Genomic DNA, 16,801 nt, shown 5'->3' with positions numbered 1-16,801 from the left:
AAAGGAGCTGCCAATGGATGCCTTGCGGAAAATCGAACGGGACCATTTGCGGATCGATATCCCTCAATTCCGCGCCGGCGATACTGTGAATGTCCACGTGCGGATCATTGAAGGCGAGAAAGAGCGCATTCAGGTCTTCAAGGGCACAGTGATCAAGGTGCGTCGCGGCGGAACCGACGCCACGTTCACGGTACGGAAAATTTCCGGCGGAATCGGTGTGGAGCGGGTCTTCCCCTTGCATTCTCCCGCCATTGAGCGTGTTGAGGTGGTCACGGAAGGAAAGGTGCGCCAGAGCCGCATTTACTATCTCCGCCAGCTCAAGGGCAAAGCGGCCCGCATCAAACCCCGGAACACCATGGGCAGAAAATAGCCTTTTTGCGCATGGCGGGCACGGGGACGGCGTGCACCGCGGCCGTTTTGCAATAAAGTGCCTCAAGGCAGGAGGGTAAGGGATTTCTCCCCGGCCTCCTGCCTTTTTTTTGCCGCGACGCAGGCTCCCAGGCGAGCCTGCTTTCCAGGGTTTCTGGTCTCAATGTGCAGGGTGAACCATGAACGAGTCGTATCGCGTAGCTGGGGTGGATGAGGCTGGGCGAGGCTGCCTGGCCGGGCCCGTCGTTGCGGCGGCGGTCATTTTGCCAAAGACCTGGGATCTGCCCGGAATGACCGATTCCAAGCAGCTTTCGGCCAAACGCCGGGAGGTCCTGGCCGGAGCCATCAAGGAGCAGGCCCTGTACTGGGCATTGGGAGTGGTCTGGCCTCCGGTGATCGATACGATCAATATCCTGCAGAGCACCAAGCGAGCCATGCTGACCGCCATCGAGCGCCTGGGACACGTCCCGGATATGGTCTATATCGACGGCAACCAGCCCGTGCCGACCTCGCTGCCCCAGAAAAGCATCGTTGGCGGGGACAGTAGCGAACCCTGCATTGCGGCGGCCTCTATTGTAGCTAAAACCTTTCGCGACCGGGTCATGGTCAGTCTGGAGCGACGCTATCCAGGGTACGGATTCGCCCGCCATAAGGGGTACGGCACCCGCGCGCACCTGGAGGCGTTGCGCCGCCTCGGGCCAAGCCGCATGCACCGGCTGACCTTCAAGGGGGTTGTCCAGCGCGAGGAGCATTTGTGTCTGCCAGGCATTTGAAAACAGGCCGGGACGGCGAAGAAGCGGCCCGGGCCTATCTGGAATCGTGCGGCTATGTCATAGTGGCCCGCAATTGGCGTGGCGGTGGCGGCGAGCTTGATCTTGTGTGCCGTCTTGGAAGGGAGATTATTTTTGTCGAAGTCAAGACCCGGGCCTCCTCCGGCCGGACACTGCCGATTCAGGCCCTGACTCCAGCCAAGCAGCAGCGATTGATCCGGGCGGCCTCCGCGTATCTGAGCCGGAACCGTTTGTGGGAGACACCCTGCCGGTTTGATGTTATTTCCGTCTTTTCCGGCCCCTCAGGCAACCAAGTGGAGCACTGCACCAATGCCTTCGAACTCTCCAACATTGTGGATAGTCGCCACTCCTCTTGGCAACCCTGGTGACTTGTCGCCGCGGGCCAGGGAGGTCTTGACGGCGGTCGATCTGGTGCTGGCCGAGGACACCCGACGTGCGGGCAAGCTCTTTGAACTGGTCGGCCTGACGGGCCCTGGTTTTTTGAGTTTTCATGAGCACAACGAACAGGCCCGGCTGCAGACTGTTCTGGGACACCTGGGGCAGGGACAGGATGCGGCCTTGATTTCGGATGCGGGAACGCCTTTGGTGGCCGATCCGGGATACCGCCTCGTCCGTGCCTGCCGGGAGGCGGGGTACGCGGTCCGACCGGTCCCTGGCCCTTCGGCTCCGGTAACGGCTTTGATGGCCAGCGGACTGCCGCCGTATCCCTTCACCTTTCTGGGATTTTTGCCGCGGAAAGTCGGCCAGCAACGTCAGATCTGGCGGCAATACGGGGGGCTTCCGTGTACGATTGTTTTTTTTGAACGAAAAAGCCGTCTGGTGGAAACCCTGGCTGTGGCGGCTTCCGAACTGGGTTCGCGTGAACTCTGTCTGGCCCGTGAATTGACCAAGACCCATGAGGAGTTTATTATAACCCGTCTGGACCGGTGGGCTTCTCTTGACCGGGAATGGCGGGGAGAATTCACGGTGGTCATCGGTCCGGCCGAAGAGCAGGTCGCCTCGACCGAAGAAGCCCGGGCCTGGCTCAAGCGGGCCAGTGACGAGGGCGGCCGTCCCAAAGCCATTGTTCGTTCCGCTCAGGAGCATGTGCCGGGATGGTCGGCGAAAGCCCTGTACGAACTGCTGATGCAACTGCAAGGCAAGGAGTAGAGCGAATCGTGGCGTCACTGCGTTGGCCTACACTTTTGCGCTGTTTTTTGCGCACCTATCTGGTAGGGGCCAACTTCAATCCCCGCGGATTGCAGAATATGGGGCTGGCGTACGCCATGGACCCGGGCCTGAGGGCGTTGTACGAGAATGGGCGCATGTTGCGGCGCGCCAGAAAGCGGTATCTGCACCACTACAACACCCACCCGTGGTGGACCCCGCTGCTGGTCGGCTGCTTTTTACATCTCGAGCAGCGCCTGGAGGCGGGCGGTCTCACGCCCCAGAACATTATCTCCATTCGCCAGACCGTGACCTACACCCTTTCGGCCATTGGCGATTCGTTTTTCGGCGGTTCTCTGCTTGTCGGCTGGGCACTGGGAGCTGTTGTCTTTCTTATGCAGGGGATGTATGCCGCGGCCGTCTTGTGGCTTGCGGGAAGCCTGATTTTGCTGCAGGTGTTCAAGATCTGGCTTTTTGGGGTTGGGGTGAGCCAGGGCATGGGATTTTTGCAGCGCCTCAAACGCTGGAATCTCATCAATTGGGGGCGGCGGGTGAAAATCGGCAACGCCCTGCTTGCGTTGGGGATTGTGTGGCAGGTTTTTCCTGTGGCCTTGCCCGAATGGGCGATAGTGCTCTGGGCGGGGATGCTCACGGTCTTGGCAGGTCTTGCTGCTCGCAGTCGCGTGTGGCGGGAAATATGGATCATCGGGTTGTGTGTCGTGGCTCTGGTTGGGATGCTCGGCGTATAACCATGAAGACAAAGGTGCGACCAGATGACTGAGGAGAGGGCCGCTCGAGCCCCTCAGGGGACGGAGTCCGCCGAAGGGGACCAGGAATACACCGCGGATTTGGCGTTGCGTGTGCGCAACGAATTGGGATTGCATGCCAGACCCGCGGGGCAATTGGCCAAAGAGGCCCAAAAATTCATGGCCCAGGTCTGGGTCCTGGTGGACGACCGCCAGGCGGACGCCAAATCGGTTCTGGATATACTTTCCCTGGCCGTCGGCCAGGGCCAGAGGGTGCGTCTTAAGGCCCACGGTCCGGATGCGCATGATGCTGTGGACCATCTGTCGGACCTGTTTCATAATCTGTTCGGCGAGGCGAAATAGATGGCCCGACATATTTTGTCTGGAATCCCTGTCTCCACCGGCATTACTATCGGCCGGGTCTATTATCTCAACCGGGGACGGTTTTGTCTCAGTGCCAGACAGACCGTGGCCGAAGGGCTTGTGGACCAGGAAATCCATCGGCTCAAGTACGCCTTTGACCAAGCCCTGGTCGAGCTTGAGGAGATACGGGCCAAGGTCCCTGAGGAACTCCGGGAGCACGCCTCGATCATCGATTCGCATTTGATGATCCTGCGCGATCCGAAACTGCGCCAGTCGGCCCAGAACTATGTCCGCGAAATGCGTTTGAACGCGGAATGGGCTCTGGAAAAGGCGGTTGACGATATCGAGAAGGTCTTTGCCAGCATCGAGGATGAATATATCCGGGACCGGATTCTGGATGTTCGCTCTGTGGCCGAGCGGGTCTATAAACAAATGCTCGGTTGCGAGGAGGGCCCGAAGGCGATCACCAGTCGGGTCATTCTGGTGGCCCATGACCTGACTCCCGCTGATACCATCGAGATGGAGGTGGACAAGATCATGGGGTTTGCCACCGCCCTGGGCGGGAAGACCTCGCATGTAGGCATTCTGGCCCGGTCGCTGCAGATTCCAGCCGTGGTGGGGGTGACCGACCTTGAAGATTCGATTCAGGATGACGACGAGGTCATCATCGACGGTCTGCAGGGCAAAGTGTTCATTGCTCCCGACAATGAGGAACTGGCTCAGTATACCGAACTCAAGGATCAGTTCGAGGCCTACCAAAGCACGATCATGCGCAGCTGCCACTTGCCCGGGGAGACCATCGACGGGTACCGGGTCAACGTGCTGGCGAATATCGAATTGTTCGAAGAGGTGACCTCGGTCCTTGATCACGGCGGGGAGGGCATTGGCCTGTACCGGACTGAATACAGTTACCTCAATCGCAATGAACTGCCTTCGGAAAATGAACTCTTTGAGGAGTATTGGGACCTGGCCTCCATCGTCGCCCCGGAGCGTCTGGTCATCCGCACCCTCGATCTGGGCGGCGACAAATTGAGCGATCTTTTCGGGCACCTGGAGGAGGCCAATCCGGCCCTCGGATTGCGGGCGATCCGGTTTTGCCGCCAGTACCCCTATTTGTTCCGCACGCAATTGCGGGCCATTCTCCGGGCCAGTGTGACCGGGAATGTTTCGATCATGTTTCCCATGGTTTCCGGACTCAATGAGCTGGTCGAGCTGAAGCGGTTTGTCGAGGGCGTCAAACAGGAATTGCGCCGCGAAAATATCGCCTACAATCCGGATACCCCCATCGGAATCATGGTCGAGCTGCCGTCCGCAGTGATGACCGCGGATATCCTGGCCAAAGAAGTCGATTTTTTCAGTATCGGGACCAACGATCTCATCCAATACTCACTGGGGATCGACCGGACCAATAAATACGTCTCCTATCTGTATCAGCCGCTGCACCCGGCCCTGTTGCGCAGCATCAAGTCTGTTGTCGACGCGGGACACCAGGCCGGTATCGAAGTCAGCCTCTGCGGCGAAATGGCCTCGGACCCGTTTTGCGTGCCCATTTTGATGGGCATGCAAGTGGACAATTTGAGCATCAATCCGCAATCGATCCCGGGAATCAAGCGGATCATCCGCAACGCGACCATGGAAGAATGCGCCTATCTGCTCAAACAGGTCATCAATAGTTCGTCGGTGGCCAAAAATAACGCCCTGGTCCAGGACATTATCTTCAAGCGTTTTCCGGAAGAAATCATGTTCTATTCCTCCATGCTCGGCAACGATGAGGAGCGCCCGGGCGGATTATTCGGGTAATCCTGCCCCTGGTTGCGGTCCGCATATGCGACGCAGGTGTTGCGCTCGCGGGAGGCACTGCATCGCAGGAAAACGAAAGGAAATGTGCGTTCATGTCAGGAATAAAGGTTGTGGCCCAGAACAGAAAGGCCCGCCACTATTTTGAATTTATCGAATTCATCGAAGCCGGTCTGGTGCTGACAGGGTCGGAAGTCAAGTCCCTGCGCGCCGGGCGCATCAGTTTCAAGGATGGCTATGTCCAGTTCCGCGGCGGAGAGGCCTTTCTGGTCGGTGTCCATATTGCGCACTACGAAAATGCTGGATATGCCGGACATGATCCGGACCAGCCGCGCAAATTGCTCCTGCACCGGCGTGAAATCGCCTCCTTGCGGGGGAAAGTGGAGCAAAAAGGCCTGACGATGGTCCCCACAAAGGTGTATCTCAAAAACGGCCGCTTCAAGGTCGAGCTGGCTTTGGCTCGGGGCAAGAATGTCCGGGATCGGCGTCAGGAACTCAAACAAAAGGCCATTCAACGGGACATGGACCGGGAAATGGCCAAGGCCAAATAGGTTTCCCGCCACCAATGTCCCTCCCGCACCCCACGCCCCTCAGCCGCGCCCATAAGCGGTTTTTGCGCTCGCTGTTTCCCGCCGAGGGGTTGCTCCTGGCTCCGGAAGCTATGCATGTCTATGGCATTGACGCCAGCCGGTCCCACGCCATGCCCCAGGCCGTGGTCCGCCCCAGTTCCGTGGAGCAGGTCCAGCGTCTTCTGGCCTGGGCCGATGCCGAAACGATCCCTGTTTATACCCGAGGGCGGGCGACCAATGTCGTCGGCGGCTGTGTGCCTGAGCGGGGCGGGGTTGTTCTGTCCACCCTGCATTTGAACCGTATTCTGGAGATTGATGCCCATGACTTTGTGGCTGTGGTCCAGCCTGGGGTGATTACGGGGGAGCTCCAAAAAGAGGCCCGGGCCAAGGGATTATTGTATGCGCCGGACCCGGCCAGTGCGGCGGTCAGTTCCATCGGGGGCAACGTGGCCACCAATGCCGGGGGAATGCGAGCCGTGAAGTACGGCGTGACCCGGGACGCCGTGCTCGGTCTGGAGGCGGTGCTGCCGGGCGGCAGAATCATCCGGACCGGAGCGCGGACCCATAAGGACGTCGCCGGACTTGATTTGACCTCTCTTCTCGTCGGATCCGAGGGGACTTTGGGTGTTGTGACCCGGGCCTGGCTCAAACTCCTGCCGGCACCACCGCAGACCGCTTCTGTGCTCGCCTTTTTCCCTGAGCTTGAGACCGCCCTGGAGGCGGCGCAAGCCGTTTTCATGGCCGGGATGCTCCCGGTGGCCCTGGAATTTCTGGACCGCGACGTGCTGGGATGCATTCGGCAGATAGCCCCGCTTCCCAAGGCCGAGACCGCTGCTGCGGCCCTGCTGATCCAGGTCGATGGGATCAGCGCCTGTGTGGCCGCTCAGAAAGAGGCGGTGGAGACCGTCTGTACCCAGGCCGGAGCCACAACCCTTTATACCGGCCTTGGCTCTCAGGAGGAGCAGCGGGTCTGGCAGGCCCGGCGGCTGATCAATCAGGCCTCTTTCCGGATTGCTCCGCATAAATTCAGCCAGGATGTGACGGTGCCCCGGGGCCGCGTGGGGCGGTATATCCAGGGCGTGAAACAGATCGCCGCTGAGGAAGGGGTGACCATTTTGACCTTTGGCCATCTCGGTGACGGGAACATCCACACGAATATCATGTACGACAAAGGCCGACAGTCCCAGCGCCAGGCCGTTGGACGGGCCTCCCGGCGCATTTTGCGCTTCGTGCTGGAACTCGAGGGGTCCTTGTCCGGCGAACACGGTATCGGCCGGAGCCGACGGACGTTTGTCCACGAACAGATCGGACGGGAACAGCAATCCCTGATGCGCCGGGTGAAACATGTTTTTGATCCAAACGCCATTCTCAATCCGGACAAGGGATATTGATGGAGCGCTTTGCGTCGGACATCCATCGGGGCGAATGTGTCATGTGCGGCAAATGCCTCGAAGTCTGCCCTCTTTTTCAGGCCACGGATAACGAGGAACTCAGTCCGCGGGCCAAGGCCGATCTGCTCCAGGCGATGGCAGGGGGCGGCGATCTTTCCGAGGCCGCTGTGCGACGTCTGGCCGGTATCTGTCTTGGGTGCCAGCGGTGCCGGGATGTCTGTCCCCAGAATGTCGATGTCCCCCGGCAATTGCAGGCCTTGAAAGCCGCACACCCGGGCTGGCGCAACTGGATCTGGGGGCGTCTGGTGGACAACGCCCCGCGTTTGTACCCCCTTTTGGCAGCCTGGGGGCGCCGCGCTCCGGGGTTGGCCCCGTCAAGCCGCCGGGAGCTTCTGCGCAGCCTCGGCCGCAACCGCTCCTTGCCGGACCAGGTGGAGACAGGTAAAGCTCGGGAGGGCCTTGTTCAAGAGGCCTGTATGCTTTTCCCGGGCTGTGCGGCCCGTTTTGCCAAGACCGGCTGGCTTGGCACGACTGAGGCCGTTTTGAAGCAGGCGGCGGACACGGTCCTCGCCACGCCGGACTGGGCCTGTTGCGGTTTTACGTTGGGCCAGGCCGGATTGCCGGAAGAACAGCACCGGCTGCAAGCGGAAAATGTGCGATTGTGGCGCGAGGCAGGACGCCCGCGCCTTGTGGTTTTTTGTGCGACCTGTCTGGCCGGCCTCCAGGCGTATGGCGCCCTGGACGATGTCTGGCAGGACGCTGCTGAGCGCGACGCCTGGCTGACCTGTCTGACGCCGCTTTGGCGGCTCATTCCCGAGCCCGGACCGGTGCCGGTCCCCCCGTTGGCCGGCTTTAAAGTGGTCGCCCACTCGCCGTGCCACAGTGAAGCGGGGGAAGGGCAGTGGCTCGCAGCCGTGTTGCGCAGCCAGGGGGCAGAAGTTTTGTCCCTGGACCAGTGCTGCGGCCTGGGCGGAAGCATGCAATTGGAACATCCTGAGCTGTGCACCCGCGTGGGGCACGCGTTTTGGGACCGGGTTCCTTCACAAATCGATGCCGTGGTCACCGGATGCGCCGGGTGCGTCATCCAACTTGGAGCGACTGCGCCGGCAGGCATTCAGGTCGGCCATTGGCTGGAATTGTTGACAACACAGTGACGGAGTACACATGTTCGGTGGAATCGCCAAAAAAATGTTTGGCTCGAAAAACGAGCGTTTCTTGAAGACGGTCTGGCCCATGGTGGAGACCATCAATGGGTTGGAACCGCAGATGCAGGAGTTGGAAGACGCAGATTTTCCGGCCAAGATCAATCAATGGCGCGAGGAGGTGGCCCAGGGGCGCTCAGTGGATGAGTTGCTGCCCCAGGTCTTCGCTCTGGTTCGGGAAGCCGGGAAACGGGCCCTCGAAATGCGGCATTTCGACGTCCAGCTTATGGGCGGTATTATTCTGCACCAGGGCCGGATCGCGGAAATGAAGACCGGTGAGGGGAAAACGCTGGTCGCGACGTTGCCGTTGGTCCTCAACGCCTTGAGTGGCAAAGGGGCCCATCTGGTGACGGTCAACGACTATCTGGCCCGCCGGGACGCGGAATGGATGGGCCAGCTGTACAATTTCCTCGGCCTGTCCGTGGGGAGCATCATGCACGGCATGACCGATGAGGAACGCAAAGCCGCCTATGCCGCGGATATCACCTATGGGACCAACAACGAATTCGGTTTCGATTATCTGCGCGACCACATGAAATTCTACGCCGATCAGTTGGTTCAAGGCGAACTCCATTTCGCCATCGTGGACGAGGTCGACTCCATTTTGATCGACGAGGCCCGGACACCGCTGATCATTTCCGGTCCGGCGGAAGATTCCACCGCCATGTACAAACGGATCAATACCATCGTGCCCCAACTCAAGCGCGACCGGGATTTCAACGTCGACGAAAAGGCCAAGACCGTCACCTTCACTGAGGACGGTGTGGCCCGCTGCGAACAGATTCTGGGGCTGGAAAACCTTTTCGACGCCCAGAACATCCATTTCCAGCACCATATCCTGCAGGCGCTCAAGGCCCACGAACTCTTCACCCGCGACGACGACTATATCGTCAAAGACGGCCAGGTCATCATCGTCGACGAATTTACCGGCCGGCTCATGCCGGGGCGCCGTTTCAGCGACGGCCTGCACCAGGCCCTGGAAGCCAAGGAAGGGGTCAAGGTCGAGGCGGAAAACCAGACCCTGGCCCAGATCACCTTCCAGAATTTTTTCCGCATGTACGACAAGCTTTCAGGCATGACCGGTACCGCGGATACCGAAGCCGTGGAATTCAACCAGATCTACAACCTGGAAGTCTCGGTCATTCCGACCCACAAGCCGATGGTCCGTGAAGATTTTTCGGATGTGGTCTACCGGACCCAGCAGGAAAAATACGAGGCCATCGCTCAGGAGATCAGCGACCTGTACACCAAGGGCCAGCCTGTCCTGGTGGGCACCACCTCCATCGACAAATCGGAACTCATTTCGAACCTGCTCAAGAAGCGCAAGGTGCCCCACGAGGTTTTGAACGCCAAGCACCACGAGAAAGAAGCTGAGATCGTGGCCGGCGCCGGTGAGCGGGGCAAAGTGACCATCGCCACGAACATGGCCGGCCGCGGGACGGACATCGTGCTCGGCGACGGGGTTCGCGAACTCGGCGGGTTGCACATCCTGGGCACGGAGCGCCACGAGAGCCGACGGATCGACAACCAGCTCCGGGGACGGTCCGGTCGTCAGGGGGATCCTGGCAGCTCCCGGTTTTATCTGGCCCTGGACGATGATCTGCTGCGGCTTTTCGGGTCTGACCGGATTTCCGGGCTGATGCAGAAGCTCGGCGTTGAAGAAGGGCAGGCCATTGAAAACAAGATGATTTCCCGGGCCATCGAGAATGCGCAGCGGCGGGTCGAGGCCCATAACTTTGATATCCGCAAGCAGCTGCTGGAATACGACGACGTCATGAACCAGCAGCGCGAGGTCATTTACACCCAGCGCCGGGAGATCATGGCCAGCGACGACCTGGAGTCCATGATCGACGAATTCGTCGATGAAGTGGTGGACGTCATCTACCAGCCGGTGCACATGGCCGACAAAGAGGGCCCGGACCAGGAGACACTGGATATGGTTCAGGCCCAATTGGAGGATGTGTTCGGGCTCAAGCGGTGGCTGGACACCTCCGCCGGCCTGCCGGACCAGGAGACGACCCGGGAGACGGTGCGCAAGATTCTGGCGCATCTCAAAGAAGAGGCCGGGGAGCACTATCTGGAAATTCTGCGCTTCTTTCTGCTGGAGTCCCTGGACCGGATCTGGAAAGAGCATCTGCTGACCATGGACCACCTCAAGGAAGGCATTGGCCTGCGCGGTTATGGACAGAAGGATCCGAAACAGGAATACAAGCGTGAAGGGTTTGAACTCTTTCAAGACATGCTTTTCCGGATCAAGGAAAGCACCTTGAAGGCCCTGAGCCATCTGCGTCTGCAGCGGGTGGCTGAAGAAGAACTCAAGCACAAGGAACAGCCGCAGGACTTGAATTATTCCGGGGCCGACGAAAGCGGCGAAGCGCAAAAGACCTACAAGCGGGAGCAGCCCAAGGTCGGTCGCAACGATCCGTGCCCCTGTGGCAGCGGCAAGAAATACAAACGGTGCTGCGGCCAATAAGTCCGGCACAAATGCCCCGTTTTTTCGCCGTTTCTTTCCGGAATCGAACGCCAGCGGTCAGAATTCGAAAATCTGTGGCGTGCATTGGATGAATGAGGAGCAGCGCATGATCCAGGTCCCGCAAGGGTTTTATTTTGCCGCCCACGGCGCGGGGTTTAAATATACCGGACGCGATGACGTGGCCTGTCTCGCCAGCGACCGCCCGGCAGCCGCAGCCGGTGTCTTTACGCAGAATGTCTTCCAGGCCGCCCCGGTCCTTGTGGCCCGGGAGCAACTGCAAAAGCGCCAAACAGCGCAAGCCGTTTTGGTCAATGCTGGTCAGGCCAACGCCTGTACCGGGCAGACCGGCGTGGACAATTGCCGGCAGACGCTGCGCTTGGCGGGTGAGGCCCTGGAGATGGATTCCGCAGACATCCTTCCCGCCTCGACGGGCGTGATCGGGGACCAATTGGTGATGGATCTCTGGCCCCAGGCTGTTCGCGGGTTGCGTACTTCCGCTGGCCAAGCGGGACCGCTGGACGCGGCTAAAGCCATTGTGACCACTGACAGCTTTCCCAAGATTGCCTGGCGCAGCGTGACCGTCGGGGGGAGAGAGATCCGTATTCTGGGCCTGGCCAAGGGGGCGGGCATGATCTGCCCGAATATGGCCACCATGCTTGGCTTTGTCCTTTGCGACGGGGCGATTGAGCCCCAGCTGTGGCAGACGATGCTGGCCCGGGCCGCAGACCGGAGTTTCAACCGTATCACGGTCGACGGCGACACGAGCACCAACGATTGTGTGCTGGGGTTGGCCAACGGCGCCAGCGATGTGACGGTGGACACTGCGACGCCCGGCTTTCAGGAGGCCTTGGAGGCGGTCTGCCGTGATCTGGCCTATTTCATCGTCCAGGACGCTGAGGGTGGCACCAAGGTGGTTCGTATCCATGTCCGGGGGGCGTCGTCCGACCAGGACGCCGAGCAGGCGGCACGGACTATCGCCCATTCGCCGCTGGTCAAAACAGCGCTTTTCGGGCGGGATCCGAATTGGGGGCGCATCGTGGCGGCCCTGGGACGGTCCGGCGCGACTGTTGCCCCGGAATCGACGTCGGTCTGGATGGGCGGATTGCCGCTCTTCGAAAACGGGGTCCCGGTGGATGCGGATTTGGACAGCCTTTTGGCACCGTATTTGGACCGCAGGGAAGTGCCACTGGAAATCGACCTCGGTCTTGGGGACAAGAGCGCTGAAGTCCTGACTTCGGATTTGACCCTGGACTACGTCCGCATCAACGCCGAATATCGGACGTAACTATATGGCGTCGCGATTGGCGTGGCGTCCTTTGTCTTTTGGCGGGAGCCTATGAACGGACAGCAGAAACGTTTGGCCGATTTTCTTTTTGAAGTGGGGATGCTGCGCAAGACGCCGCGCACAGGATACCAATTTTTGGGCTCGGGCTCGGAGAATGTCGCTGAACACTCGTTCCGAACCACGGTCATCGGGTATATCCTGGCCCGGATGACCGGAGCTGACGTCAACCGCACCGTTCAGCTCTGCCTGTTTCACGATGTGCACGAGGCGCGCATCGGCGACTTCAACTATGTCAATCGGATGTACAACACCTCCGCCCCGGAAAATGCCTTGGCCGACGCCTTGCGTGGCACAGGCCTGGAAGAGGAGATTCTGACGCTTTTCGACGAGTTGGAACGTGTGGCCAGCGAGGAGGCCCGTCTGGCCCAGGATGCCGATCAGATCGATCTGATCCTCAACCTGAAGGAAGAACTCGATCTCGGCAATCCCTATGCGGCCAAGTGGATGGAATGCGCTTTGGAGCGGTTGCGTACCGAGACGGGGCGGCAATTGGCCCGGACGATCAGTGAGACCGACCACACCGATTGGTGGTTTCGCGGCCCGGATCGTTCCTGGTGGACGCGGGGCAATGGGTGGAACACCGAGCATGAAGCGGAGGCCAGCGGAGAGTGATGTGAGGCGACATCTGGGATTGTGGGGGGCCATAGCCCTGTCCCTGGCGTTGCATCTCGCCCTGGTCTGGCCCTGGCTGACACCGGATCTGGCGGGCAACGAGCAGGAGCCCCTGGAGTTGCGTCTCGTGGCCCAGCCGGACGATGCTCCGGCCCGCTCGGACCCGGCCTCTTCTGTCCCGCCCAGGCCTGCTTCCCAGCCACAACATCAAGCGCCTTCGGGTGTTCTTTCCGAGTCCGCCCTGGGCAGCAGCTCGGTGCACGATGCTGATCTCCTTGCCCGGCTGCGGCAGATCCAACGCCGGATCGCCCCGCATTGGGAGCGAGCCGATCCGCCGGGACCCGGCCAGGTGGTTGTTCAGGTCCAGGTGGATGTCCAGGGGCGGGTACAAGATGTGCGGATTCCATTGCGCACTGGGCCCGCGTCGCTGGAGCGGGTCGTGCGCGATGTGGTCGCCCGCGGCGCCCCCTATGCCGAAGCCATGCGCGGAGCCACAGCCCCGGTATGGGTCGAATGTGAATTTCGGACCGGTTCGACGGATCCATCCCGAACCGGCACAACGCCAGACAACTCCCCGTCGCCGGTTTCCGGCAACGGATAACGATGATAGACGTGTATGGACCATATTGAATACGAGCGCCATCTCAACCAGGCGCAATTGGAAGCCGTGCAGACGCTGCAGGGCCCGGTGCTGGTCATCGCCGGCGCTGGTAGCGGCAAGACCAGAACGGTGGTCTACCGTTTGGCCCGGTTGGTGGAAAACTCCGTCCCACCGGAATCGATCCTGTTGTTGACCTTCACCCGCAAGGCCGCCAACGAAATGCTCACCCGGGCGGCGCATCTCGCCGGACAGGGCTTGCATGGCGTGGCCGGGGGGACTTTTCACGCCTTCGCGTTCGGCATGCTGCGTCGCTTCGGGCAACGCTTGGGCTATGACCAGGGGGTGAGCATCATGGACCGCTCCGACGCCGAAGGGGTGGTCAAGCAGGTCCGGGAGATGGAGGGGGTCGGCAAGGGAGACCGGTCCTTTCCGCGCAAGGGGGCGGTTTTGTCCCTGATGAGCAAGGCCCGGAACAAGGAACGCGACCTGGAAGACATCCTGGCCAGCGAGGCGGGCCACCTTTTGCCCCATGCTGAAGGGATCCAGATTATCCAGCGCGGGTACGAGGCGTTCAAGGCCAAGCACGGCCTGCTCGACTACGACGACCTGCTGTTCAAATTCGAGACCCTGCTTCGCGAACACGAGGATATCCGGGACTTTCTTGTCCAGCGGTACAGCCACCTGATGATCGATGAGTTCCAGGATACCAACCTGGTCCAGGGACGACTGGTCCGCCTCTTGTCCGGCCCGGAGGCCAATGTCATGGCTGTGGGGGACGACGCCCAGTCTGTGTACGCCTTTCGCGGCGCCACGGTGAACAATATCCTCCAATTCACTTCCGATTTTCCCGGGACCAAAGTCATCAAGCTGGAGCAGAATTACCGCTCTACCCAGCCCATTTTGGAACTCACGAATCAGATTCTCGGTCAGGCCACAGCCAAATACGAGAAACATTTGTTCTCCGAGCGCATCGAAGGCCCGAAACCGCAGGTGGTCCGTCCCCTGAGTGATATGACCCAGGCTCAGGGTGTGGTGGACAAGATCGTGGAATTGTCCCGCACGACCCCGCTGCACGATATCGCGGTCCTGTTCCGGGCCGGGTACCAGTCGTATCCGCTGGAAGTGGCCTTGAATAAACTCGGGATCGGGTATCAGAAATTCGGGGGCATGCGCTTTGCCGAATCGGCCCACATCAAAGATTTTGTGGCCCATTTGCGCCTGGTGGCCAACCCTGCGGATCTGCCGGCCTGGCAGCGGGCACTTTCGCTATTGCCCGGCATCGGCCCCAAGACCTGTGAACGGATCTACGAGGCCACCCTGCACGGCGACGAGGCGTATATGCGCCGGACCTGCAAACGGGTCCCGGAACTCGAAAACACCTTGACGCTCCTGGATAATCTCCGCAACAGCCGCCTCGGTGTCGCACCGGTCATCGAACAACTGCTCGATTATTACCGGCCCCATATGGAGGAGCGGTATCCGGACGATTATCCCAAGCGCCAGGCCGGGCTGGAAGAGCTGGCCCAGATTGCGGCCGGGTATACCAAACTCGAAGATTTCCTGGCGGATATGAGCCTGGACAATCCTGATCCCGGCAGCGGACATGGGGTCGAGGAAGACAAGGTCGTGCTCTCGACGATCCACTCGGCCAAAGGGTTGGAATGGTCGGCTGTTTTGCTTATCGATCTTGTCGAAGACCGCTTCCCCTCCCGTCACGCCTTGTCCCGGCCTGATGACATGGAGGAAGAGCGGCGGCTGATGTATGTGGCCTGTACCCGGGCCCGAGATTTTCTGGGCTTGTATGTCCCGGACACGGTCTACAAACGCAATCAGGGCTCCACCCCGGTCTTGCCCAGTCCTTTTGTCCAGGAATTGCCGAGTTCGACATATGAAGAGTGGCGGGAAGGGTATGCCGGCGGATTCCGGCGGCAGCAGGAGCCAGCTCCGAAACCAGCTGCGCAGCGTAGCGTGCAGGACGACGCCCCGGTCAATTCCGCATCCACGTCTCAGGCCCAGCCCAGCAATGGGTATTGCCGGCACAAGATTTTTGGACGGGGCAAGATCCTTTCGTTTATACCGCCGAATAAGTACAAGGTGAACTTCAGCGGTTTCGGGATCAAGACCATGATCGCTGATTACCTGCAAATGGAAGAGTCTTGAGCGGTTAGGCTCCGTTTTCGAGGCTCAGGTTCTTGGAGGTCGGTTCCGGCGTGAGCCGAAGCCGACCTCCAGCTTGCAATTGCCATAGCGTCTCTGTGCAGCAAACTCTCTCGTTGAGGCCACCGCATGACCCTTCGTTCCGAAGACAGTTTTCTTGCCTTGATCGACCGGTATTTTCCCAATACTCACGCCCATATGCCATTGGGGCGCGGCGATGATTGCGCGGTGCTGCGCGCGCCGGACTGGATGTGCCTGACCGCGGATATGTTCGTGGAGGACGTCCACTTCCGGCGGACCTACTTCAGTCCCGAAGACATCGGATACAAGGCCCTGGCAGTGAATCTGTCTGATATCGCCGGCATGGGGGCCCGGCCGCTCGGCTTTGCCCTCAATTTGATGGCCACAGGGCGGGAAAGCGATGAATTCTGCGAGGGGTTGGTCTCAGGTATGGCCGATCTGGCGCGGGAGCATGATCTGCCCCTGGTCGGTGGGGATCTCAGCCGAGGACCGGCTTTGGCGGTGGCTATCACCATGTGGGGCAAGTCGCAGAAACGGTTTTTGCTGCGCCGCAATTGTCAGCCTGGCGATCTGCTTTTTTGTCTCGGCGATGTCGGTCTGGCCCGCTGCGGGCTGTCCGTGCTCGAGCGCGATGATGAGTCGTTGCGCTGGCGTTTTCCGGAAGCCGTCGAGGCGCATTTGCGGCCCCAGATCCGGTTGGAGCAGGCCCAGACTTTGGGCGAATTCGAGCAGGTGCGCGGGCTGATGGACGTTTCGGACGGCCTGATGCAGGACTTGCCCCGCTTTGTCGGGCCGGGCTTCGGCGTCGAGGTCTTCATGAGCGAAAGTGAAGTCCACCCGGAGGTGGTCGAATTCGCACGGGAGTTTGCGGGATTGCCGGGAGTGGAGCAGGCCCTTCTCGGCGGCGAGGACTACGCCCTGCTGGGTGCGGCGGCCCCGGGGGCGAGCCATTTTCTGGAGCGGGAGTTCCCGGAGATCCTGTGGTTGGGGAAAGTGGTCGAACGCTCCGGGATTTATCTCGACGGCGCCCGCCTGGATCTCAAGGGTTTTGACCATTTCGGCGCCGATTTCCCGGAACACAGTGAAGACGGAGAGTAAAAGGGACACCTGCTCCCGTCATTGCCCGGCCCTCTCTGGCTGTTGGAAAATTCCGTATACCGCCGGTCGTTCAATCCACCCAAGGGTTGGCCAAATAGTTCAAATTCGCAGTGTATGCAG

16 protein-coding genes are annotated in these 16,801 nt (G+C 60.3%); all 16 read left to right on the top strand.

Going from position 1 to position 16,801, the window contains the following annotated elements; genetic code table 11:
* Positions 1-13 precede the first annotated feature (13 nt).
* The 16 genes from rplS (at position 14) to thiL (ending at position 16,681) form a co-directional block, all read left to right on the top strand.
* Positions 14-370, top strand: a complete 357-nt coding sequence (rplS, locus tag DRET_RS10090; RefSeq protein WP_015752447.1) for a 50S ribosomal protein L19 — start codon at positions 14-16, stop codon at positions 368-370.
* Between the two features lie 178 nt (positions 371-548).
* Positions 549-1,142, top strand: a complete 594-nt coding sequence (locus DRET_RS10085; protein ID WP_015752446.1) for a ribonuclease HII — start codon at positions 549-551, stop codon at positions 1,140-1,142.
* On the top strand, positions 1,124-1,528 hold the full coding sequence (locus DRET_RS10080; RefSeq protein ID WP_015752445.1) for a YraN family protein: 405 nt from the start codon (positions 1,124-1,126) through the stop codon (positions 1,526-1,528). Before DRET_RS10085 ends, DRET_RS10080 begins: the two co-directional genes overlap by 19 nt.
* Positions 1,470-2,309: a 16S rRNA (cytidine(1402)-2'-O)-methyltransferase gene (rsmI, locus tag DRET_RS10075; RefSeq protein ID WP_015752444.1), complete on the top strand. Its 840-nt coding sequence runs from the start codon at positions 1,470-1,472 to the stop codon at positions 2,307-2,309. Before DRET_RS10080 ends, rsmI begins: the two co-directional genes overlap by 59 nt.
* Positions 2,310-2,317: 8 nt before the next feature.
* Positions 2,318-3,055 carry a PTS system mannose/fructose/sorbose family transporter subunit IID gene (locus DRET_RS10070; protein WP_015752443.1) on the top strand — a complete coding sequence of 246 codons (738 nt, stop codon included), beginning with the start codon at positions 2,318-2,320 and terminating at the stop codon, positions 3,053-3,055.
* A 24-nt stretch (positions 3,056-3,079) separates the two neighbouring features.
* Positions 3,080-3,415 (top strand): HPr family phosphocarrier protein, encoded by a 336-nt coding sequence (locus tag DRET_RS10065; protein WP_015752442.1) that lies wholly within the window; start codon positions 3,080-3,082, stop codon positions 3,413-3,415.
* Positions 3,416-5,215 carry a phosphoenolpyruvate--protein phosphotransferase gene (ptsP, locus tag DRET_RS10060; protein WP_015752441.1) on the top strand — a complete coding sequence of 600 codons (1,800 nt, stop codon included), beginning with the start codon at positions 3,416-3,418 and terminating at the stop codon, positions 5,213-5,215.
* A gap of 92 nt (positions 5,216-5,307) precedes the next feature.
* A complete protein-coding gene (gene smpB, locus DRET_RS10055; protein WP_015752440.1) occupies positions 5,308-5,763 on the top strand; it encodes an SsrA-binding protein SmpB in 456 nt (151 codons plus the stop codon).
* A gap of 14 nt (positions 5,764-5,777) precedes the next feature.
* A complete protein-coding gene (locus tag DRET_RS10050) occupies positions 5,778-7,172 on the top strand; it encodes an FAD-binding oxidoreductase (protein WP_015752439.1) in 1,395 nt (464 codons plus the stop codon).
* On the top strand, positions 7,172-8,326 hold the full coding sequence (locus DRET_RS10045; protein ID WP_015752438.1) for a (Fe-S)-binding protein: 1,155 nt from the start codon (positions 7,172-7,174) through the stop codon (positions 8,324-8,326). Before DRET_RS10050 ends, DRET_RS10045 begins: the two co-directional genes overlap by 1 nt.
* Positions 8,327-8,336: 10 nt before the next feature.
* Positions 8,337-10,847 carry a preprotein translocase subunit SecA gene (gene secA, locus DRET_RS10040; RefSeq protein ID WP_015752437.1) on the top strand — a complete coding sequence of 837 codons (2,511 nt, stop codon included), beginning with the start codon at positions 8,337-8,339 and terminating at the stop codon, positions 10,845-10,847.
* 106 nt (positions 10,848-10,953) lie between these two features.
* Entirely contained in the window at positions 10,954-12,132 is a 1,179-nt protein-coding gene (argJ, locus tag DRET_RS10035) for a bifunctional glutamate N-acetyltransferase/amino-acid acetyltransferase ArgJ (protein ID WP_015752436.1), read from the top strand.
* Positions 12,133-12,183: 51 nt separating this feature from the next.
* Positions 12,184-12,804, top strand: a complete 621-nt coding sequence (locus DRET_RS10030; protein WP_015752435.1) for an HD domain-containing protein — start codon at positions 12,184-12,186, stop codon at positions 12,802-12,804.
* A 1-nt stretch (position 12,805) separates the two neighbouring features.
* Positions 12,806-13,405 carry a hypothetical protein gene (locus tag DRET_RS10025; protein ID WP_041282008.1) on the top strand — a complete coding sequence of 200 codons (600 nt, stop codon included), beginning with the start codon at positions 12,806-12,808 and terminating at the stop codon, positions 13,403-13,405.
* A gap of 15 nt (positions 13,406-13,420) precedes the next feature.
* A complete protein-coding gene (locus DRET_RS10020; protein ID WP_015752433.1) occupies positions 13,421-15,565 on the top strand; it encodes an ATP-dependent helicase in 2,145 nt (714 codons plus the stop codon).
* 126 nt (positions 15,566-15,691) lie between these two features.
* A complete protein-coding gene (gene thiL, locus DRET_RS10015) occupies positions 15,692-16,681 on the top strand; it encodes a thiamine-phosphate kinase (RefSeq protein ID WP_015752432.1) in 990 nt (329 codons plus the stop codon).
* The last annotated feature ends 120 nt before the right edge of the window (positions 16,682-16,801 follow it).

The organism is Desulfohalobium retbaense DSM 5692, from assembly GCF_000024325.1.
GTDB lineage: Bacteria > Desulfobacterota > Desulfovibrionia > Desulfovibrionales > Desulfohalobiaceae > Desulfohalobium > Desulfohalobium retbaense.
The sequence above is the reverse complement of the archived record's forward strand: the minus strand, read 5'-3'. Positions and strand labels throughout refer to the sequence as shown.